The 19908-nt window shown below is 69.2% G+C and carries 20 protein-coding genes and 4 pseudogenes; 12 read left to right on the plus strand and 12 right to left on the minus strand.

Going from position 1 to position 19908, the window contains the following annotated elements; translation table 11 throughout:
- Nucleotides 1–976 precede the first annotated feature (976 nt).
- The 6 genes and pseudogenes from AB0M76_RS22290 to AB0M76_RS22315 form a co-directional block, all read right to left on the minus strand.
- A pseudogene (locus AB0M76_RS22290) lies at nt 977–1165 on the minus strand (carboxymuconolactone decarboxylase family protein); the annotation flags it as partial.
- A gap of 55 nt (nt 1166–1220) precedes the next feature.
- On the minus strand, nt 1221–1676 hold the full coding sequence (locus tag AB0M76_RS22295) for a hypothetical protein (protein WP_365954527.1): 456 nt from the start codon (nt 1674–1676) through the stop codon (nt 1221–1223).
- 328 nt (nt 1677–2004) lie between these two features.
- Complete coding sequence (locus AB0M76_RS22300; RefSeq protein WP_365954528.1) at nt 2005–2541, minus strand: peptidase inhibitor family I36 protein; 537 nt, start codon at nt 2539–2541, stop codon at nt 2005–2007.
- A gap of 335 nt (nt 2542–2876) precedes the next feature.
- The gene (locus AB0M76_RS22305) at nt 2877–3731 is read right to left on the minus strand and encodes a CU044_5270 family protein (protein ID WP_365954668.1); all 855 of its coding nucleotides are present in this window, start codon (nt 3729–3731) and stop codon (nt 2877–2879) included.
- 147 nt (nt 3732–3878) lie between these two features.
- A complete protein-coding gene (locus AB0M76_RS22310; RefSeq protein ID WP_365954529.1) occupies nt 3879–4445 on the minus strand; it encodes an RNA polymerase sigma factor in 567 nt (188 codons plus the stop codon).
- Nucleotides 4446–4649: 204 nt separating this feature from the next.
- Nucleotides 4650–5819, minus strand: a complete 1170-nt coding sequence (locus AB0M76_RS22315; RefSeq protein ID WP_365954530.1) for an NAD(P)/FAD-dependent oxidoreductase — start codon at nt 5817–5819, stop codon at nt 4650–4652.
- Between the two features lie 232 nt (nt 5820–6051).
- Here AB0M76_RS22315 and AB0M76_RS22320 point away from each other — a divergent pair, with 232 nt between their 5' ends.
- On the plus strand, nt 6052–6657 hold the full coding sequence (locus AB0M76_RS22320; RefSeq protein WP_365954531.1) for a helix-turn-helix domain-containing protein: 606 nt from the start codon (nt 6052–6054) through the stop codon (nt 6655–6657).
- Nucleotides 6658–6788: 131 nt separating this feature from the next.
- A pseudogene (locus AB0M76_RS22325) lies at nt 6789–7419 on the plus strand (helicase); the annotation flags it as partial.
- A gap of 155 nt (nt 7420–7574) precedes the next feature.
- On the opposite strand, the gene AB0M76_RS22330 reads toward AB0M76_RS22325, so the two are convergent.
- Complete coding sequence (locus AB0M76_RS22330) at nt 7575–8156, minus strand: hypothetical protein (RefSeq protein ID WP_365954532.1); 582 nt, start codon at nt 8154–8156, stop codon at nt 7575–7577.
- Nucleotides 8157–8428: 272 nt separating this feature from the next.
- Here AB0M76_RS22330 and AB0M76_RS22335 point away from each other — a divergent pair.
- Nucleotides 8429–8779 (plus strand): annotated as a pseudogene (locus AB0M76_RS22335) (MarR family transcriptional regulator); the annotation flags it as partial.
- 190 nt (nt 8780–8969) lie between these two features.
- Nucleotides 8970–9635, plus strand: a complete 666-nt coding sequence (locus AB0M76_RS22340; protein ID WP_365954533.1) for a hypothetical protein — start codon at nt 8970–8972, stop codon at nt 9633–9635.
- Nucleotides 9636–10285: 650 nt separating this feature from the next.
- Here AB0M76_RS22340 and AB0M76_RS22345 read toward each other — a convergent pair.
- Both AB0M76_RS22345 and AB0M76_RS22350 read right to left on the minus strand, forming a co-directional pair.
- On the minus strand, nt 10286–10555 hold the full coding sequence (locus tag AB0M76_RS22345) for a hypothetical protein (protein ID WP_365954534.1): 270 nt from the start codon (nt 10553–10555) through the stop codon (nt 10286–10288).
- Nucleotides 10552–10842: a hypothetical protein gene (locus AB0M76_RS22350; RefSeq protein WP_365954535.1), complete on the minus strand. Its 291-nt coding sequence runs from the start codon at nt 10840–10842 to the stop codon at nt 10552–10554. The genes AB0M76_RS22345 and AB0M76_RS22350 overlap by 4 nt, the downstream gene beginning before the upstream one ends.
- 385 nt (nt 10843–11227) lie before the next feature.
- Between AB0M76_RS22350 and AB0M76_RS22355 the strand changes: the two genes are divergently transcribed.
- From AB0M76_RS22355 to AB0M76_RS22370, 4 genes and pseudogenes are all read left to right on the plus strand, one after another.
- On the plus strand, nt 11228–12916 hold the full coding sequence (locus AB0M76_RS22355) for a serine/threonine-protein kinase (protein ID WP_365954536.1): 1689 nt from the start codon (nt 11228–11230) through the stop codon (nt 12914–12916).
- A gap of 237 nt (nt 12917–13153) precedes the next feature.
- On the plus strand, nt 13154–13786 hold the full coding sequence (locus AB0M76_RS22360; RefSeq protein ID WP_365954537.1) for an integrase: 633 nt from the start codon (nt 13154–13156) through the stop codon (nt 13784–13786).
- 16 nt (nt 13787–13802) lie between these two features.
- Nucleotides 13803–14291, plus strand: a complete 489-nt coding sequence (locus AB0M76_RS22365) for a hypothetical protein (RefSeq protein WP_365954538.1) — start codon at nt 13803–13805, stop codon at nt 14289–14291.
- Between the two features lie 93 nt (nt 14292–14384).
- Nucleotides 14385–14557, plus strand: a pseudogene (locus tag AB0M76_RS22370) (transposase); the annotation flags it as partial.
- A gap of 54 nt (nt 14558–14611) precedes the next feature.
- On the opposite strand, the gene AB0M76_RS22375 reads toward AB0M76_RS22370, so the two are convergent.
- A complete protein-coding gene (locus AB0M76_RS22375) occupies nt 14612–15037 on the minus strand; it encodes a DUF4267 domain-containing protein (RefSeq protein ID WP_365954539.1) in 426 nt (141 codons plus the stop codon).
- A 239-nt stretch (nt 15038–15276) separates the two neighbouring features.
- Nucleotides 15277–15723: a DUF1772 domain-containing protein gene (locus AB0M76_RS22380; protein WP_365954540.1), complete on the minus strand. Its 447-nt coding sequence runs from the start codon at nt 15721–15723 to the stop codon at nt 15277–15279.
- Nucleotides 15724–15812: 89 nt separating this feature from the next.
- Between AB0M76_RS22380 and AB0M76_RS22385 the strand changes: the two genes are divergently transcribed.
- The 4 genes from AB0M76_RS22385 to AB0M76_RS22400 all read left to right on the plus strand — a co-directional run bounded on the left by AB0M76_RS22385 (nt 15813) and on the right by AB0M76_RS22400 (nt 19470).
- Nucleotides 15813–16391, plus strand: coding sequence for a TetR/AcrR family transcriptional regulator (locus AB0M76_RS22385; protein WP_365954541.1), 579 nt, complete (start codon nt 15813–15815; stop codon nt 16389–16391).
- A gap of 1478 nt (nt 16392–17869) precedes the next feature.
- The gene (locus AB0M76_RS22390; RefSeq protein WP_365954542.1) at nt 17870–18286 is read left to right on the plus strand and encodes a hypothetical protein; all 417 of its coding nucleotides are present in this window, start codon (nt 17870–17872) and stop codon (nt 18284–18286) included.
- Between the two features lie 112 nt (nt 18287–18398).
- Nucleotides 18399–18704, plus strand: coding sequence for a hypothetical protein (locus tag AB0M76_RS22395; protein WP_365954543.1), 306 nt, complete (start codon nt 18399–18401; stop codon nt 18702–18704).
- Nucleotides 18646–19470, plus strand: a complete 825-nt coding sequence (locus AB0M76_RS22400; RefSeq protein ID WP_365954544.1) for a hypothetical protein — start codon at nt 18646–18648, stop codon at nt 19468–19470. Before AB0M76_RS22395 ends, AB0M76_RS22400 begins: the two co-directional genes overlap by 59 nt.
- Nucleotides 19471–19515: 45 nt before the next feature.
- Here AB0M76_RS22400 and AB0M76_RS22405 read toward each other — a convergent pair whose 3' ends face one another.
- Nucleotides 19516–19809 (minus strand): DUF1330 domain-containing protein, encoded by a 294-nt coding sequence (locus AB0M76_RS22405; RefSeq protein WP_365954545.1) that lies wholly within the window; start codon nt 19807–19809, stop codon nt 19516–19518.
- Between the last annotated feature and the right edge of the window lie 99 nt (nt 19810–19908).

The following is a 19908-nucleotide window of genomic DNA, read 5'->3' on the forward strand; positions in this document are numbered from 1 at the left end:
CCGGCACGATCGCCACCCACCTCGGCTCCGGCACCAGCTTCGGCGCCAACCTCCCCCTCTCCGCCGGCTGGCAGAACTACCTCAGCCAGCCCGGCCAGGGCTCCCTCTCCTTCGAGTAGCCACGGCAGAACGCCCTCCTGTGCGGCCTCGGTGGCGCGCTCGGTGTCGGCGTCGTGGGCGGCCGAGCCGGCGACCCGTCCGGAGGGCAGGGTGGTGCCAGACATCGAGGGCTTGTTGGAGTCCTCCATCCAGCCGGGCGGCAGCCAGGCCTTCTGGCGGCCAGCCGCATCGGTGAACGAGATTCCGCCATTGGTGTCGACCGTGACCGTCAGGCCCTTAAGGGCCAGCGGGAAACGCCACCGGGTGGGCGGGGCGGCGCTCTTGAGGACCACGGTCTCCTTGACGGAGTCGCCGTCGGCTACGAGCTCCACGTCCGCGGAGGGGCGGACGTCCGGGTAGTAATGACACTGCCGTCGACCGCCATCGACCGGCGCCTCGGCGTCGGTCGCTCCACCCTCTATCGCACCTTCGCCGCGTACGACGAAGCCGTCGCCACAGGCCGAGAACCCGGCGTGCCGTCCGGCCCCGCCCCATCAGGAGGAACGCGCCCATGAGCAACACCACCGCCGGCGCCTGCCAAGGCACCGCGCAGCATCCGGTCGAACTCGACCGCGTGTGCCAGCGGCCGGCCCAGCACATTCCCTCTGCGCAGCGGTACCCATACACACACGCCCGTCCCCAGGCTCTGGCCTTGGACAGCACCAACGGCCGGCGAAGCCGGACGTGGAACGCCCCATACGGACCCCTGGCCCCCGACGCTGTTCAGGCAGACCGAGCGGCCCCGTCCATGCAGGCATCCACGTCCTGGCGCAGTAACCTCGACCGGGAGCAGCGGTCGTGTCTGGCGGAGTGCCGCGGACGGCTCAGATCAGTCCCACTGCTGATCCGCAAGGGGAGCTGACCGGCTGCGGCTTGCCGTGGCCAGCGCCTTCTCGTCGTAGTGCTTCGCCACCTCGGCGTACAGCTCGTCGCAGACGCGCTCCTTGCCGTGCGGGGCGGGCTGGAGGGTGGCCTCCACCAGGGCGAGCGCAGCGCGCTCGGTGTCGGTGTCGGTGAAGTACGGGGCATCCTGCCAGGAGGAGACGGCGGTGATGCGCTCCTCGGATAACGCGGCGCCGCTCAGGAGTGGGCCCGGCATAGTCCCGTGCTGGGCCCACTGTTCATCCGGCCTTCGGCCAGAAATCGATCACGTACCGCTCCACTCCGTAAGCCGTTCCCTCGTCCCGCGTCACGCGCTCGGCCTCCGCCCTGCCCGCACACCCCACCCGGACCCTCCACAGCCCAGCACTCCCCAGCCGGATCAGGCCTTCGGAACGCCCTGAACCCCAGAGAGCAACGTCGCCTGTGACCGACTCATAGTCGATCTCCGCCTGCTCGTCCCACTCCCCCTCACCCGGGTCGGGCTCGCCATCCCAGACCCTGGCGGCCACGGAAGCGGTGTGAGTATGGCCAGCGCTGAAAAGGTCGAACCGGCGGACATGCTCCTGCAGGAAGACCCCCCACCTGAAGTCATCGGGAAACGGGACCGGCACCACGCTGTCGTCCGACTCCTGCAGGCCGAAAACCCGGAACTCCACCCGCGCATCCAGCTCCTGCTCCCCCAACAATGTGGCCACTGCCGCTCCACCCTCCCCACAGCCGCTACGCGTTCCCCACGACGGTAGAACACACGCCCCGACTCCGGCGGAAACCAAACCACCCGGCAGACCTCGTCACCGTCCCCGCCCCCACGCCCGATACCCCACGGCCCAGCACCATCCTCATGAGCCGACAGCGCGAAGGGCTGGCACCTCGAATGAGGTGCCAGCCCTTCGAGGCTCTCAACGGCCAGTAGGCCCAGGTAGGTCGCTGACCTGGGCCTACTGGCCATGAGTTCTTCGAACTTCGCGCCTCAAGGCCTGACCTGCACCCAGTGGCGCCGCGGCAGTCCCGGAGGGCGGCTGATTACATGCTCAGCGCGTCAGCCTTGTCGTTCCATGTGCCACCGTGCACGTACCCGAGCGTGGTCAGGTCGTAGCAGCTGCCGGCCGGTATGGACATCGACGGGTCCGGCTGGAAGTCCCGGAAGTCGATCAGGGTCCCGCCGAACTGCGGCCGGTTCACGCAGATGGAGCTGGCCTGGTCGCGGAAGCTCCAGTTGCTGAGGTTCTTGGTGCCGCCTGCGCTCCACTGGAGGCGTCGACCGCTGTAGTCGGAGTGCTCCCACAGACAGACCCATCCGCTCCCACAGTCCCAACTCGAGGACGTCGACGCAGGCGCCTGCTGGCCGAGTGCCTTCCGGGTCTCGTTCGCCTTCTTGGCGACTGCGGCATTCTCCTTCACCAGGGACGAGTCAGCCTCGGCCTGGCTGTCAAAGCACTTGACCTCGCCACTCAGTACCTCGGCACAGACCTGAGCACCCTGCCACCCCTGGGCAAGGTTGATCTGCTTGCCCTTGTAGGTCGCGATGACGGGCTTCGACGCGGCGATCTCGCTGCTCATCTGCTGCTCTGCAGCCGGGCCGAGTGCCCCGGAAGCAGGCGCGGACGGCGACGGCGTGGCAGCCCCCGCCGAAGACGCTGTGATGAGCACGGCGCCAACGGCGGCAGCCACGGCAAAGCCGATACGTACGGAACGCATGGAACCACGCCCCCTGTTTGAACTACCTGACGGAAGCTCACACTCCAGACATGGGCGTGCAGTTGGAATAAACCCAGCCGCATGCAGCCGGAAGAGTAACCAGGGGCCGCGGCGCTGCGCGTGACCGAGATCGCTCAGCAGTGTCTTCTGCGGGCGAGTCGGTCACACGATCGAATTCTTTGGCCTGAAAACGCACGCTACTGCTTCGGTGTCTGTCCGGCCCTGTCCGCGACCCCCCGTCCGACAATGGCTACGGATGTCACTGGCGTTCCGGCCTTCCCCCACGCACTGTCTTTAAGAAGCACGGTTCGCTCGCCCAGCAGGCGCAGGCTGCCCTTGTCGAAGATCCATTCGGTTCGCTCGCCCTTGTGGACACGGGCAATCGCGACGCCTGTCCGGCCGACGGCATCAGTTGCCTCGGGCACCAGGATGACGCCGGGGATGCGCGCGGCAGCCCGGTAGAGAGCGGCGCTCACGCCAGGAGGGGCTTCCACAGTCCGCAACAGGTCACCAATCGCAACGAACGCTTCCTGATCGGGGCCAGTGGTCGATCCCGAGTCGGCTCCGTGGTTGAGGCGGGTGTCGGCGTAGATCGTCTCCAACAGATGGTCGGGGTCAGTCGGGAGGGATTCGAGAAAGCGGTAGGTGGGGCCGTTGAGACTGGCATTGTCCTTACCTCGGGCCGGATCCGTCGCGTTGCCCTTTGCGTTACGTGTGAGTGTGCCGGCGGTCCCGTCCACAGATACCCAGCGCTCGGCCGATTCGTCTGTCCGGGCTGCCTCCATTCCTCCGCCCGCGGTCTCGGACAGGGACGTGGAGTGTCCGGTCGTCTTCGTGTACAGGAACTGGCCGTCCCGGACGGTCGGAGCGGGCGCCTCCTGCGCCACTAGAGCCACACGGTCCAGCAACTGCACAGCCGCCGGCTCGGGCCGGGCGACGGGCGGGCGCTCGTCGAAGCTGCTTACGCCGAAGGTGACGGCCAGCGCTACGGCACATGTCGCGGCCCCGGCGGCGAGGAACAGCCAGAGGACGACGGATCGGGGTACGGGCAGGTCGGGCGTCCCTTGCTGTTTCGCGCATCAGGTGCTCCTTGATCCGGCGATGTCCACGGAATGGCAGGTCTGTATCGGCAAGGCCGGGCAGGCGCCGGATGGTCTCCGCGCCCTCGGACGGGTCGAGTCGTGCGTCGTCGGCGGCATTCACAGGTTTCCCTCCCGTGCGGTTGGCGACGCGGGGACGCGTCTGGAGGCTGGGGGCTCCGCGAGGTAAGCGGCTGCGAGTTTGCGCAGGCGGGCGCGGGCGCGGGAGAGACGCGAGCGCACGGTACCCACGGGCACCCCACATGCCTGCGCCACCTCGTCGTGGCTGAGGCCGGACCACACGTGCAGCAGGAGAATCTCGCGGTCCGCGCGTCGCAGCCGGTTCAGAACGGCAAGGGCGGCAGCGGCCTGAGCCGCGTCGGTGATGCGGGAGACGACATCGTCCGCCAGGTCGGGGACGGCGTCTGAAGGCGGAAGGCGGGCTATCGCGTCCCGGTGACGGCGTGCCGCCCTGCGGGTATTCGGTATGACGTTCGTAGCGATCCCGAACAGCCATGCACGATGGCTGCTGACGCTGTCGAGCGTTTCGCGGAGCCGCCATGCCTCAAGGAAGGTGAGGGAGACGATGTCCTCTGCCCCGGCACGGTCGGCGGTCATACGGACGGCATGCGCATACACAGCCCGGGCGTGTGCCTCATAGATTTCCGCGAACAGTTGGTGGTCCACACCGGGTAGTGTCCGCACACACGACTGCGTTGCATGTGACGTACAACACACGCCAGAAGGATCCCGCGTGAACACGCCTCAGCCGCCGGACTCGGGAGAGTCCGAACCGGCTCCTCGCGGGAGCCACCCCGATGTCGTTGCCGGAGTGCTTGAGTGACCGGTGAGCCGCAGGGTGGACGGATAAGCCCAGATCGCAGGCCGGGCTCAGTTGGTGTGAGCGGGGCGCGAGTCAGGGAGGGGGCTGGCTGGCCAGAGGGTGTCGGGGAAGGCGGCGTCGTCGGAGTCGGTGTCAGGCATGAGGGTGGTGAGCATCTGCTGGGCGGTCTTCGCGTTGTCGGTGGCGCGGGGCAGCATGACGCTTTCGTAGGCGTCGAGGGCCTCGTCGATGGTGGAGTGGCCAATGACGGCTTGGGCGAGTTCGGCGCCGTCGAGCAGGGCGAGGTTGGCACCGACCCCGACGGGCGGCATCAGGTGGGCGGCGTCGCCGAGCAGGGTGATGCCGGGGACGCGCTGCCAGGAGTGGGGAACGGGAAGGACGAACATGGGCCGGTTGATGAAACCGCCCTCGTTGTCGCGCAGGATGTCCAGCAGGCGCTCGTGCCAGCCCTGGTACTGGGCGAGCAGGCGCGCGCGTACTGCTTCGGTGTCGGCGAGGTCGAGGCTGGCATGCCAGTCCTGGGGGCCGCGGAAGGTGATGTAGGCGCGGACGTGTCCGTTGCTGTTGCGTTGCAGCACCAGGCTGCGGCGGCCCGCTTTGGCCGACATGGTGCCGCGACCGACCAGGTGGGCGATGCCGGGGTGACGGTGGTCGACGTCGTCGAAGTGGGCTTCCACCATCGTGACACCGGCGTAGGAGGGTTGGGCGTCGGAGAGCGCGGGGCGTACTCGGGACCGGGCGCCATCGGCGCCGATGACCAGGTCGAAGTCCTCGCCAGCGCGGTCGTGATGGTGCAGGCGGGCGGTGCCGTGAGGTAGCGGGGTGACGGCCCTTACGGAGTGGCCCCAGCGGACCGTGCCGGGGGCGAGGGAGTCCAGCAGAAGCGCGCGCAGCTGGCCGCGGTCGATCTCGGGCCTGCTCAGATCGTCCTCGTCGGCCTGGTCGTGGCGTATCAGGGTCGCGTGGCGGTCGTACAGGCGCCACTCCTGGCCTTCGGCCCGGGACAGGGCGAGGAACTGGTCGAACAGTCCGGCTGCGCGCAGGGCTCCCTGGCCGGTGTCTTCATCGATGTCGAGAGTGCCGCCCTGCGAGCGGGAGTGGGAATCGGTCTCACGCTCGAAGACCGTGACCGGCACGCCGTGCTGCTGCAGGACGCGCGCGCAGACGAGGCCGCCAAGGCCGGCGCCGGCGATCGCGATGCGAGGGGTGGTGGACATGAGGTTCACGCTCCGTTCGACGGTTGAAGAGAGTGCTGGCGCCTTGTGGTGACGCCCTGTTTCGGCATGGCAGATCAGTCGTTCCGGTGTGGGGACGCGCCCCCGTCCCGGCAGCTGGGTGCCGGAGGTGTACTCGCACACCGAAGCACAGCAGCTCCAAAAGTACAACTGCTCCGATTTTCTATCGGATAGCATTTTCGATCGAATCGCCACAGGGAGGTAAGGTGGGGGCATGGCCGAAACAACGACAGGGCGCCGCGAACGCAAGAAGGCCCGGACAAGGCAGGCCCTGGCGGATGCCGCAGTGCGGCTGTTCACCGAGCACGGCTTCGACAACGTCGGTGTACGCGAAGTGGCGGAGGCGGCCGACGTCTCGCTGAGCACGCTCTTCAAGCACTTCCCCAGCAAGGAAGCTCTCGTCTTCGACCTGGACGCGGACGTCGAGAGCGCCCTGGTCGCTGCCATTCACGACCGAGCCCCCGGTCAGCCCGTGCTGCACGCCCTGCGCGACCACATGGTGCACACCCGTACTGCCGTGCGGACCGACGACCCCACTTTCGTCCTCGTCGAATCCACCCCCGCACTGCGGGACTACGCCCGGCGCATGTGGTCGCGCCACGAGAACACACTGGCCGTCACCCTCGCCGAGGCCACCGGGCTCACCCCGGAAGACCCCGCCGTCACCGGCCTGGCACGCTTCACCCTGGAAGCCCCCAGCATCGCCCGGGCAAGCAAAGACCCGGCACGGACCATGCGCGACTTGTTCGCCCTGCTGGAACACGGCTGGGCCACCACCCCCCTGGCACGACAGGAAGTCCACCCCAGTCAGGACGGGTGACCGCGACCAGATGCCGCATCAGCCCCCACGATGACTTACGCGCTTCGCCGCCGACGGTTGGGAATCGCACTGAAAGACCGTTTTGTCCTGCCGATGGTGTTTGGTAAGGGGGTCAGCTGTCGCGCCGGTTCGGTGTGAAGGCGATCTGCTTCGCCGACACCCGCGGCTCCCAAGTCGAGATCGTGCAGAACATCGGCCGCGCGCTCCGCCTCAACCGCGACGGCAGCACGAAGGTCGCGCGGATCATCGTGCCGGCCTCCTGGAGGCCGGGGAGGATCCCACCGACATGGTCGCCTCCGCGAGCTTCAAGCCGCTTGTAGCCGTGCTCCAGAGCCTCCGCAGTCCTGACGAACGACTCGTTGAGCAACTCGCCTCCCGCGCCCTCACCAGCGGACAGCTCAAGGTCCACATCCAGCGCGACGAGGACGGGCGGATCGTCAGGGCCGGTGGCGAGGAGCAGGACGACGCCGAAGCAGCCTTGCTCCACTTCTCCAGTCCGAGGGACGCCGCGACCATCGCCGCGTTCCTCCGCACGCGGGTATACCGGCCCGAGTCCCTGGTGTGGCTGGAGGGCTACCAGGCCCTGATCCGCTGTCGGGCGGAGAAGCAGATCACCGGCCTGTACGCCGTCCCGTACGACACCGAGACCTGGGTCGGTGTCACCAAGGACCTCCCCTCGGGCGGTTGGTGCACCAGCAGCGCAAGGCCCTGCGGGCAGGCGAGCGCGAGGAGCGGCGCAAGACGCTGCTGGACGCCCCCGAGCCCTCGAGCTCCACGTCCCCACCGCCGCAGGGAACCGCCCCTAATCCCACCAGGGCGTGCCCGGGCGCCGCCCTCACGCACATGGGAAGCAAGCGCCCGGGTCGGCTCCGTACAGGGGTGTCCCGGGAAGACGGTGTGGGCTTCTCTGTGAGGGGTCAGCCGATGCGGACGGTGATCTCGGGGAGGGGTATGTCGGAAAGGTTCAGCTGGAGCCCGGTCAGGGTCAGGTAGGTCTGCGAGTCGGTCAAGGCGGAGGTGGTGGACGGCGCCTGGGTCTGCCCGCGCGTGCTCACCAGCAGGTACCAGCCCCCGCGCTTGTAGCTGCGGGAGGCGTCGGGGCGGTCGCCGTTCGGGTTCAGCGTCCAGCCCTGGCGCTCCAGGTCGGCGCAGATCGCGTTCATCTCCGACGGTGCGGCGGTCTTCTCGCGGACGGCCGTCCAGCCCGTCCTGTTCGAGTTGGCGCCGGCCGCGCCGGTCGGGCGGCCCTGCGCCGGGTCGAGGCCCGCCGCGCTGACCGCGGTCCGGATCACCTCGTCCACGGCGTCCCGTGTGAGGGGCGGTGACGTGGACTCCGGTGTGGGCGCCGCCGTGGATGGGGACGGCGTGGGCGCGGGCGCGCCCAGGTGGATGCGCCCGTCGTCGTCTACCTGGATATGGTCCGGCAGGACCACGGCGGCCAGACTCACGATCAAGGTCGCGGCCAGCCCGATCCACACCCTCTTCAACAGCGCGTTCAACGCGAAACTCCCCCCGAGTGATCAATCAGAGGGAGTCTCACACATACTGCTCGGCGCCCGGCAGCCCTCACCTGTTCCCGAGCCGCGCATGACAAGAGGCGTGCGGCGGTGGGGGGTCTGGGCGACGAAAGCCGGTGGACAGCCTGCCGGGCGGCCCATGATTTCGATCTTGACTATCCGTCACCCGACGGGTGCGCGGCGCCATCTCCCGTACGTGGTGCACGGTTTCGGGGTCGACGTCGGCGAGGGTGCGGCGGGGGCCGGGCACCCACGGCGTGCGGGCTGTGCTCGACCTGCTGCGAGAGCACGGGCCGATGACGGTCCCGCAGATGGGCCAGGCCCAGTCGCTGAGCCGACAGTTCGTACAGCGCATGGTCAACCACGCCGCCGCGCGGGGTTTCACCGAGGCGGTCCCCAACCCGGCACACCAGCGGTCCTCGCTGATCCGGCTCACCGACGGCGGCCTCGCCGCGATCACCGCCGCGACCGCCCGCGAGCACGCCCTGCTGCGGCGGACCGGCGGCGGCCTCACCGACGGCGAGGTGGCCGCCTGCGTCAAGGTGTTGAGCCGGATGCTGGAGTTCCTCGACGACGTCGAGGTGACGGGGACGCCGCCGCGTTAGAGCGACGGCCCCCGCCAGCACTCCCGGGCCCGGCAGCGCCTCGGCGGCCTGCGCCAGCATCGGCTCAACCGGCGGTCTCAGCGTCACCAGGTGCCTCCCTCCTCAGTCGGGCCGGGCTGCCGCGCTCTTTACGTGCCCCGTGCCGTCGCGGTTACCTGGAGCGCACAAGTACGAGCCACGGGGGCGGGGCATGGCGGGCTGGCACGGGGGATGGGCACGCGGGCTCTGGCGGACCGCAGTGGCGCTGGCCGCGCCGCCGCTGACCGCGACCCTGGCGTTCGGGGTGGCCTGGGAGTCGGCATACGGGTCGTTGGCCAACTGGGGGTTCTTCCTCGGCGGGCTGCTGCTCCCGCTGGTCCTGCTCGGCTGGCACGCCGCCCTCGCCGCGCGGCGCAGAGCCTCGCTCATCGCGCTGTCCGCCCTCCCTGCCGGCCTCGGCGCCATCCTGGCACTCGTGTCCGTGGGGCACAGCGCGCTGGAGGACCGCGGCGTCGAGATCAGCTGCATCGTGCTGAAGGTCACCGAGCACACCGAGACGGAATCCTCCATGGACGCCGAGGGCCACTGGACCTCCACGACCCGGACCTCGTATGACCACCGCCTGGACTGCCCCGCGGGCGGCCCGGAGCACCTGGACACCCCCTCGCGGCTCGCGAAGGAGGGCGAGTCCCTGACGGTGGTGCACGACCCGCAGGGCAAGGTCTCCCCGCGGGCTGCCGGGGACGTCCACGGCCGGGGCCTGCGCACCGCAGCCGAGGTGGCGGTCGGGGCGGCGGTGCTCCTGGGGCTGGCCGGCGGAATCCGGGAGGCGTACGAGAAGCGGCGCCGGAGGCCGCGGCGGCCGACAGGGCGGTGAAACGCCCGCCCGAGGGCGGCACCCTCCAGCGTTCCGCCACACCTACCCATGGATCAGCGATGATGCGCCGACAGGCACGGTCTTCCACTCGGATCACGGGGCGTGGCGAACTCCATGATCTTGGAAGCCGTGCCTGTCACGTTCCGGGGCCACCGCCGAGCTGACAGAACGCCACGAACCAGGCGTCACGCGACGACGTCAAAGCCCTGAGTTCACCCCGACGTCGGTGTCGTGGAAGTCGCGAGCGAGTTCCGTCACCATCACCGCTGCCGCTGCCGCTGCCGCAGCCCGTGCGTCTTGTGGGTCGGTGTTGATCGACAGGTCCAGGCGCCCGCAGAGCATTCCGCCTTCATGGTGAGGACGTTGGTGCGCCAGCCCTCCGGCGTCGCCAACAGGACGATCCCCTTCAGAATGCCCCAGTCGGGCCGCTTCTTCTTCTCCTTCTTGCGTCTCCTCCAATTCTGCTGCAGGTCGAGGTCGTCGATGGGCCTGCTTCCGGCCCGAGATATTTGCCTCGATTGCCGGAGTCGATGAAAGTCCTGCCGAACCGCCCGTGCCCAATCGAAAGTCACAGGTTGAGAAGCCCGCTCCCCGCGTACGCGGGGATGAACCCGTCGCCACGCCACGACACGAGCTCCGCCCTCGCTCGGCTACGCCTCCCCGCGCAGGCGTCGGGCGAGGTCGATGTCGTTCTGGAGTGCGCTGAGCCGGGGATACGGCTCGCGGGTGCGGTCCAGGACGCAGACGTGGAGTTTGTCGCCGGCGCGGGGCGGCGCCACGTTCTCGTCCCGCCAGGACGGATGCTTCACCTGGTCGATGAAGCCGAACACGCCCTCGTGCCCGTCCACCTCGACCTTCGCGCCCACGGGCGCCACCGCCACGACTGTCACATCGAGTTCCTGGTGATCGTGGAATCTCAACTCGGTCCTCCATAGACGTCGACCCAGCTGCGACGTTGGGTCAGCTCGTTGAACCGGTCGAGCTTCTCCACCGGTATCTCGAATTCGAGGCGGACGGCGCCACCCGGACCGTTCCTGTCGTGGACCTTCACGTGGTCGACGAACTCCTCGAGGAACTTCGGATGCATTTCATACTTCACCATCCCCTTGGCGAAGTTCGCTCCGGTCGGCCCGGCGTACTCGGCGGCCACCGCCCGTTCGCCGAAGTAGATCTTGCCATCGGAGACGATGCCGCCGCCGATGTCCACCCCCGGCTGGTGGTTGGCAGGGTTCGGGCCGTGGTCCAGTTCGTACTGGGCGTGGGCCCCCCTTCGGCGTGCGGTAGACCGGGACGTAGTCCGGGGCCTGACCCAGGTGGTCCGTCCACACTTGCCGCGGGAGAGCGACCGCGGCACTGCCTGCCGCATGGCCCTGGCGGGCCGGCTCCTGGTCGAACGGGCGGGCTACGCGGGGAACCGCACGAGTGTCCTGATCTCACGCCAGATGTCTGGATGATCACGGGCTGTTGGAAGGTGCGCCTGCGCACCGAGGGCCGGGGGCTGGGGGCCATACGAACCCGCCCGCACGTGTACCCCTACGCTGGTGCCCGCCGCGTGGCGGATCTTGAACAGTGCGACGAACGGAGCGTGACAGGTGACGGGGGCGAACGGCGCAGAGCTGGTCGGCGAGGTTCTGGGCGGGCGATACCGCGTGACCGCGATGATCGGGCGCGGTGGCATGGGTGTGGTCGCCCGGGCGGTGGACCAGCTGCTGAACCGCGAGGTGGCCGTCAAGGTCCTGCGGGCCTACACCGACGCTTCCCCGGCCGAACTGGCCGATCTGCAGGTCCGGATGCAGCGGGAGGCGCAGGCCGCCGCCCGTATCCGGCACAGCGGTGTGGTCACCGTGCACGACGTGGTCGAGGAGCAGGGGCTGCCGGTCATCGTCATGGAGCTGGTCGACGGGCCCTCCCTCGACGACGTGCTGGCGGAGCGCGGCTCACTGGACCCGCGTGAAGCGGCCGCGATCGGCGCCAAGCTGATGGACGCGCTCGACGCGGCACACCGGGCCGGGGTCCTCCACCGGGACGTCAAGCCCGGCAACGTACTGCTTGAGCGCAGTGGCCGGGTCGTGCTCACCGACTTCGGCATCGCCAGCATGGAGACTTCTGGCGACGAGGCCCTGGCCAAGCTGACCCAGAGCGGTCAGATCGTCGGCTCCCTCGACTATCTGCCGCCGGAGCGCGCACAGGGCCTGGAACCGGGTGCCGCGTCGGACATCTGGGCGCTCGGCATGACGCTGTACGCGGCCGTGGAGGGCTCTTCGCCCTTCCGTCGTACGTCGGTGTGGTCCACGCTGGCGGCGATCGTCGGCGAACCGCTGCCGGAGCCCCGGCGTGCCGGACCGCTCACCCCGGTGCTGCGCGCGCTGATGGCCAAGGACCCGCTGCAGCGGCCCGACGCCGGGCAGGCGCGCGAAATGCTGGAGGCGGTCGCCGGCGGCAGGACGGCGGACGTCGCGCCGGCGCCGGCTCCCCAGCCCGTCACTCCGCCGGCCTTCGGTCCCCCCGCCGCGCCGTTCTCCCAGCCCGCCCCCCAGCCCGTCGTCTCCTACACGCCGACCGACGCCTACGGCGCCCTTCCGCAGCCGGGCATGGCCCCCGGCATACCCGACGGTCACGGCAGCCGTCCCGAGACCAGCACCACGGTCGTCCGCGCGCGGCGCCGCCGCACCCGTACCGTCGTCGCGGTGGCAGCCGCCACCGTCCTCACCTGCTGCAGCGTCGCCTACGCCCTGATGGACATGCGGGGCAGCGCGGGCGGCGGGTCGAACGCGGCGCTTCCGAAGGCGAGCACCGCCGCCGACGGTGACGTGTCCGGCGGCCCGGCCTCCCCGGGGGACCTGACCTCCATAAGCCCCGGCAAGTCGCCGTCCAGCACCTCCTCGAAGAAGGACGGGGGCCGAGAGACAGGTCCCACGCCGGCCCCCGGCAACGGCGGCGGCGAGCCGGCCGCTAACCCGTCCGGCTCGCCGAAGGCAACGGCCAGCGCCCCGGTGAAGGAGCCCGTCCCGGTGTCGACGGCGTGCACCGGCTGGGCCCACTCGAACCGCAGCGACGGCTACGGTTACGCGGCCCAGGAAACCCACCTCTACACCGGGCCGTACGCGGAGTGTTCCTATGTGACCGCGGTCAAGTCCGGCGTGAAGGTCTACTACCACTGCTACGTCACCAATGCCCAAGGCAACAAGTGGATCTACGCCCGTATCGAGGGCACGAACACCGAAGGCTGGCTGTTCAGCGACAAATCCACCCTGAAGAGCGGCACACTCGCCCGCTGCTAAGCCTGATCCGCCATTCACCAGAGGGTGAGTTGCGGGTCGCGGCCGGGGCGGTGTCCGGGCTTTCCGGCGTGGTCACGTATGCGGCGTGTCTCATCCGGGGGTGCACGGGGACGCTGTCCGGCGGTTCGGTGAGCAGAGCCCGACCCTCGGGTTCCGCGCCGTCCCCACCCTGCACCTGCCTTCGCGCGTCTCCGCACAGGCCACCCCAGCCGAAACGAAGTTGCCATGCACATGGATATGGCAGCCGATCGGCTGCGCCTTGGCCTAGGGCCCATTCCAAGCAACTTCCGAAGGATCTTCGTCACCGACGCCCTGCGCTCCGGCCTGCCCGCACACATCGCCGCCCGCATCTGCGGCCACCAGACCGTCGACACCACGCTCGGATACGCCGCGATCTATCCCGAGGACGTCATCAACCACCACAGGGCCTTCATCTCCCGGCGCCGGTCGCTGCGGCCCAGCAGCGAGTACCGCGAGCCGACCGCGCAGGAGTGGCAGGACTTCCTGGCCCACTTCGAGCTCCGGAAGGTTGCCCTGGGCGTCTGCGCCCGTGACTTCGGTACCCCGTGCGTCCACGAGCACGCCTGCATCCGTTGCCCTGTCCTGCGGCCCGACCCTGAGCAGCTGCCCCGGTTGGAGGAGATCCGCGCGAACCTGCTCGACCGGCTTCAGGAGGCCAAGGAACAGGGTTGGCTCGGGGAAGTCGCTGCAATCGAGGCCAGCCTCGCCGCCGCAGAGCAGAAGCTCGCCGCCATGCGTGACCTCGCGGCCCGACACCCCACTGTCCAGCTCGGCATGCCCGACTTCCGTGGCATCGTCGCGCGCATCGACTCCGAGCAGCGAAACCAGGATGCGAAGCCGCAGCCCTGAGGACTACAACGAGGGCATGACCGTCTTCCTCTGTTCCAAGTGCGGCACCGCGATCACGCCGGGGCTGGCCGAGCTTGCCGCCATCCCTGACGTCTCCGACGACGAGCGCGACCGGGACAAGGAGACACGCCGGGCACCTTCCACCGTTCCGCAGGGCCACTACGCAATCGACCCCGAGCCCTGGGGACCTCCCTACGTCGTGCAGGACGATCAGGAGGACCCGAAGCGGGCTCAGTCACGCGGAACTCTGGTCTGCCACGAAGAAGGCTTCGTCATCTCGGCGGGCATCCGACAGACAGTGCTGGTGCATCCCGACGACGCCGCCGGCCTTCAGCCACTGCCCAACTGGGAGAACAGCAATGGGTGCTGCGGACCGACGGGCAACGAAGGGATCAATCGAGCCTGCCCTTGCGGCGCTCCGATCGCGACCCTCGCAGCCGACTGCTTCGGGCCCTACGCTACGCCTTCTTCCGCCCCCAGCAACCGGCCAGCGTCCACTACGTGACCCCGCACCCGAGCACGATGAGGAGCCGTAGCCGAGCGGTGACGGGACGGGGAACGCCGGGACCCGAGACGGACATGCGGGATCCCGGGACCGGTGGTGGAGAGCGTTTCGGCGCTGTGGGAGCAGATTGAGGCGGTGGTATCGCGGCCGGGAGCTGACGGCCGGGATGGCTGGGGTCCTCTGGCGACTTCGGACCGGCGCACCGTGGCTCGATCTCCCGAGCAACACGGGCCCGGCCGACCGTCGACGAGCGGTTCGCCCCCTGGGTCGGGCCCGACGTGTTCCAGCAGACGCGGTCCAAATGCCGACCGCCGCCTGCCTTAGGCGGGCTGCGGGGCGGGCGTCGCCGGAGCGGCCGCGACCTTGCGGGTCTCGCGCATTATCAGCAGGCCGTTGACCACCATCAGTGTCGCGGTCAGGCAGTGGACACCGAGCGCGGTGGCCACGGAGCCGTGGTGGGCCAGCACGTTGGTCATGTCGCCGTACGCGGCGAGGGCCTCCACCAGCAGCGCCCAGCCCAGCGCCCGGCGGTGACCCGTCACCAGCAGGATGCCCAGAACCAGGGCCAAGACGACGTCGCGGATTCCCTTGATGACCAGGAAGCCGTCGCCGTCGCCGGACGGCCAGCTCGGCAGGCCGTAGCCCGGCGCCGTCGTCTCCGGGCTCAGGATGTACTCCGTCCCGAACCAGAGGATGAAGAGAATGAAGGCGGCGGCCAGGACGGTGTTGATCTTCTTCAGCGACATTGTTCTTCTCCTTGCGAGTCTTCGTCAGCTTGGTGAGCTTCGTGGAGCTTGCTGAGTCGTGTGGGGCCTGATCAGGCCGCGCGGACGCGGCTGATCGAGGGGCGTAGTTTGTCGGAATCGCCGTTGTGGGATCTGAGCGGCAGCTGCATTCCCCGATGTCGGGAGTTCGGAGTTCGGTGGCCCGCTGTCGCCCGGGGAGCGGGGATCGTGCGCCGCCAGCGCGGGGCTGGCCCGCGGGCTCAGACGAGGGCGGCGACGAGCAGGGTGAAGGCGGCGATGATGACGGCGACGCGGACGTAGTGGAAGCGGTCCCAGCGGTGCAACTGCTGCTTCCAGTCGGCGGGCCGGTTGTCAGGGGTCCACGTCTTGTTCAGGTTGTTGATCGGGACGAGCAGCAGGATCGACATGATCACGCTGAGCATCAGCAGCGCGCCGGCGGTGACGACGAGGCCGGCGCCGGGGCGGTGCCATCCGGCGATGGCCCAGACCACGACGAGGACGAGCGAGCCGATGTACCAGACCGGCATCACGGCGCCGAGCATCCGGCCCCCGTGGGCATGGCCGAGTTGGCCACTGTCCTCGGGGAGGGCGTTGAGGATCCGGTTCATGACGAAGGCGACGGAGAACTCCACCCCCACCATCACGCCGACGATCACAGTGGTGACGACCTCGAGTGCGTTGAACATGATGCGCTCCTGGGATCTAGCGTTGCTAGGTGACGAGGCAACGCTAGTACTACTGCCGCTCTGTTGTCTAGCGATGCTAGGATCGAATCATGTCGGTACAGGAACGCAAGCAGCGCGAACGGGCGGAGCGTGAGCGCCTCATCGTGGCGACGGCCCGTGAACTCGCCGAGCAGCAGGGCTGGGACGCGGTCACCACCCGCCGGCTCGCCGAGCGCATCGAATACAGCCAGCCCGTCCTCTACAGCCACTTCCGCGGCAAACGGGAGATCATCGGCGCCGTCGCCCTCGAGGGCGCCGCCGAGCTGGCCGCGGCGGTGCGGGCCGCGACCGCCGCCGCGGACGGTCCGCGCGAGCGAGTCGCCGCCCTCGCCCGCGCCTACCTCGACTTCGCCGCACGCAACCCGGCGGTCTACGACGCCATCTTCCAGCTCGACGGCGGCCTGGCGTTCGCACACGAGGACACCCCGGAGCCCTTGAAGGACGCCTTCGCCGCGCTGCTGGAGAGCCTGGGCGAGGTCGCCGGGGACGGCGTCCACCCGGGGCTGTTCACCGAGGTGTTCTGGGCGGCCCTGCACGGCCTTGCGACCCTGACCCGGGCGGGACGCCTGCTGCCCGAGGACGCCGCGCCGAGGGTGGAGCTGCTGGTGGACCGGCTCGCCGTGGTCTGACACACCGTCCCGGCGGGCACGCAGCCAGGGGCATGACCCAGACGCGCCAGAAACCCGCCACGGGATGATCTTGGCCGAACGACTGCACGCGCAATGCCGCGCATGGGCAAGGGGGGATATCCGCGACGGAGTTCGGTACCGCGCGTCCTGGCTGTCTCCAGAAGCTGTTGGGACACGATGATCGCGTGTTCGCATCCCTGCTGCCTGGCCTCCGGGAACTACGCACGCCATTAGCAACTCGGGTGCGGCGAGGTGCCGCGGAGCCGGAGAATCCGGGCGCATGACCACGGAACAGTTCCGCCGCTTCGGCCCCCGGTTCGTCGCGGAACAGCGCGATCGCTACGGCAAGCGCGCCGGAGAACCGGATGCTCTCGTACGACCAGGCGGTGCTGGACGAGTACGAGCCCTGGCGGATCTGGCTGGACCAGCAGCTCGACCTCCTCCCGGAACCGGCCGCGGACGCCTTCGCCGCGAACCTGTGGCGCGATCAGAACTTCTGGCCCGATGTCATCGAGCTCGCCGCCGGCGCTGCCCTGCGCGGGCGGGGCTTCGGTGTGGAGTTCGAGCGGCGGTGGGGGAACCTGACACCGGACTGGACCGTCGTCGGCGAGAACGGCGCGCCATCGCGGTCTTCTCCTGCTACCGACATCCCGAAGCGAGCCCGCCGGCGGGCAGTGGCGCCAGTGGATAGCCGGTTTGCTCGCGCTGGGGTTCTCGGAGAGTGGGGCCAGGGGCCAGACGGGGTCCGAGGATCGAGGACTTCGTCACCTGGGCGAACACGGAGGCTGCCGCCCACCAGCTCACAGGTGAAACCATCCCGCCCGACCCCAACGGCAAGGTGGGAACAGGCCGCTTCCGCAGGTCGCTGGCCTGGCATATCGCCCGCAGACCGAACGGTCTGGTCGCCCTCGCTGTCCAGTACGGACACCTGCGAACGGCCCTCGTCTCCGAGGGGTACGCCTCGCGCAGCCGCGGCGGGATCCACGATCTCATTGACGTGGAGACCGTGCTCGCGGTCGCCGACACCGTCTCCGACCTTCATGACGATCTTGAAGCTGGCGGCGGCATCTCCGGCCCTGCAGCCCGCCGCGGCATCACAGCCGCTATCCACGCCCCGCGCTTCGCCGGCACCGTCATCACCAGCACCACCGCTCGACGCCTCCTCGCAAACGAGGACGCCATGATCTACGACAACCCGCAGGCGTTCCTGCTCTGCCACTACAAACGCGAGCAGGCCCTGTGTCATCGCGACGGAATCAAGGAAACCCCAAGCCTGGACCGGTGCGTTCCCGGCTGCGGCAACATCGTCCGCACCGACGAGCACGCCGCCCGGCTCCGCGACCGAGCTGACGTCCTCGACAAACGCGCGGCCCACACCCCCTGCCGGTCGGCGACCGCCTGCGTGCCAACGCGGACAAGCTCCGTGGCATGGCCGAGCACCACGACCGCACCCGCAACACCCTCCAGGAGGTCACCGGATGACCCCGGCGCCCGACGAACGCGATCGCATCCGCGCCGCGATGGACCGCATCCTGGGCGGCACCCCCCAACATTCCAACGGTGCCCTCACCATCGTCGCCCTCGCCCAAGAAGCCAAGGTCCCCCGCAACGCGCTCACCCAGCGCCATCTGGATCTGAAAAACGAGTTCTACGAGCGCGTCAAAGAACGTGGGGTCACTCCGGACGTTGAGGTCCGCCTCCGCAAAACCATCGTCAAGCTCAAAGAAACCATCGCGAACAAGAACGCAGAACTCGACCAGCTCCGCACCGACGTCCCCAGCCGCGTCCGCGCCATCAATCAACTCGAATTGGAAAACCAGGAGCTCCGCAGAATGCTCGCACTACCCGAGCCGAACGTCATTCCGCTCCCCAACCGGCAACCGCCCATCACGTGATACGTCGGTCGTCACGCCGGATCATATGCGTGCTGTTTCCCGATTTCTGGAGAAAGGCCCGCACCACCGCTAATCTCCTGACCAGGGGAGCTGAGCAGCGAGGGGATCCGCGATGACGACCATCGACGTCGAGACGACCGAACCGTCGGACTTACCCACGCCGCCGGGACCGCTGAATCAGGCGATCACGGCGGATCAGACAGTCGGCCCTACCGCGCTGGCCGACTTCGTCCGGCAAGCCATGGCCGAACTCCCGGCGATCGCCGGCGCAGACCGCGCGACCGCACACCGCTACTTCGACGACTTCGCCCTCCGCCGCCGCGCTCGCCACGGCCCGTCAGGACACCGTCACGGCGGCCATGGCACCGCTGGCCGAGATGTTCGCCGACGCCGGCGGCATGGTCCAGCTGAGCCGTGAGCAGGCTCGCGGCCGGGCCGGCGACTTCGAGATCATCGAGTACATCCTGCGCGGTCAGCCCGGAGGCGTGCCCGGCACCTGGGGCCACCACTTCGACGACTACCTCCTGCACGCTCCCATCACCGACCAGCACCGCAACAAGATTGCCCACCAGGCCGCACTCATCGAGTCCGCACTCGGGAGCGACCCGGCGGACGTCCCGAGCACGGCCCCCGCGCGCGCCACCGGCCGCCGCATCCTGCTGATAGCGTCCGGAGGCGCCGCCGACCTGCGCCGAGTCGACCCGGCTCTCCTGCACCCCGCCGACCGCCTGGTCCTCAACGACGTCGACCCCGACGCCCTCCAGTACGCCCTCACACACCTGCCGCCCGCGACCCGCGCCCAGACCGCCGCGGCCCCCGGCAACGTCCTGCGCACCGCCGCCCACCTGGCCGCCGACCACGGCCCCTTCGACCTGGGCCTGGCCGGAGGCCTCTTCGACTACCTCGAAGAACGCTTCGCCCGAGCCCTGATCCGCACCACTCCGTCCCGCCTGTGCCGCCCCGGAGACACGTTCTACTTCTCCAACATCGCGACCCCGAACCCCTACGCCGCCCTGATGACCCACATCGGCCGCTGGAACCTCGTCGAACGCACCCCCGCCGACATCGAGGCCGACGTCCATGCCGCCGTGCCGCCGGGAACCGTCGCCGGACTGGACATCACCGCCGATGCCACTGGCCTGACGCTGTTCGCGACGGTGCGGCGCGCTGACGAGCCGGGGTGATCCCCGCAGTCGGCTTCGTGTTCGTCGCCGACGCAGCCTCGATCGTCAGGCGAGGCCTTCGATGATGCGGAAGTCGCGCTCGACGCCGTCAGCAAGTGCGGCCAGCGCCTCCTGGTAGGCCGCACTCGCATGTGCGGCGACCGCCTGTTCGAAGCTGTCGAACTCGATCAGGACGGTGCGCTCGGCGATTCCGGCGTCGTGTGCGACGACCCGGCTGCCGCGGGCGAGCAGCCGCCCGCCCGCGGCCTCGACGGCTGGACCAGCCAGCTTGTTGTAGGCAGCCTGCTTCTCGGGGTCCGCAATGGTGCGGTAGGCGCTGACCCAATAGCCCTTGACCACGGTACCTCCTGTGTTCGGAATTGATGCTCAGAAGCATGCTCAGATCCATGGCCGGCGCGCTGTGGGTCAGCGAGCCGACGGAGACGGCGTCGAAGTCGG

Source organism: Streptomyces sp. NPDC051364, from assembly GCF_040682115.1.
Lineage (GTDB): Bacteria > Actinomycetota > Actinomycetes > Streptomycetales > Streptomycetaceae > Streptomyces.

Coding starts and splice junctions, on each gene's coding strand:
- AB0M76_RS22300 (WP_365954528.1), bottom strand. CDS start 2,541: ATGAGCAGCGAGATCGCCGCGTCGAAGCCCGTCATCGCGACCTACAAG.
- AB0M76_RS22315 (WP_365954530.1), bottom strand. CDS start 5,819: ATGTCCACCACCCCTCGCATCGCGATCGCCGGCGCCGGCCTTGGCGGC.
- AB0M76_RS22320 (WP_365954531.1), top strand. CDS start 6,052: ATGGCCGAAACAACGACAGGGCGCCGCGAACGCAAGAAGGCCCGGACA.
- AB0M76_RS22340 (WP_365954533.1), top strand. CDS start 8,970: ATGGCGGGCTGGCACGGGGGATGGGCACGCGGGCTCTGGCGGACCGCA.
- AB0M76_RS22360 (WP_365954537.1), top strand. CDS start 13,154: ATGGCAGCCGATCGGCTGCGCCTTGGCCTAGGGCCCATTCCAAGCAAC.
- AB0M76_RS22365 (WP_365954538.1), top strand. CDS start 13,803: ATGACCGTCTTCCTCTGTTCCAAGTGCGGCACCGCGATCACGCCGGGG.
- AB0M76_RS22375 (WP_365954539.1), bottom strand. CDS start 15,037: ATGTCGCTGAAGAAGATCAACACCGTCCTGGCCGCCGCCTTCATTCTC.
- AB0M76_RS22380 (WP_365954540.1), bottom strand. CDS start 15,723: ATGTTCAACGCACTCGAGGTCGTCACCACTGTGATCGTCGGCGTGATG.
- AB0M76_RS22385 (WP_365954541.1), top strand. CDS start 15,813: ATGTCGGTACAGGAACGCAAGCAGCGCGAACGGGCGGAGCGTGAGCGC.
- AB0M76_RS22390 (WP_365954542.1), top strand. CDS start 17,870: ATGACCCCGGCGCCCGACGAACGCGATCGCATCCGCGCCGCGATGGAC.
- AB0M76_RS22395 (WP_365954543.1), top strand. CDS start 18,399: ATGACGACCATCGACGTCGAGACGACCGAACCGTCGGACTTACCCACG.
- AB0M76_RS22400 (WP_365954544.1), top strand. CDS start 18,646: ATGGCACCGCTGGCCGAGATGTTCGCCGACGCCGGCGGCATGGTCCAG.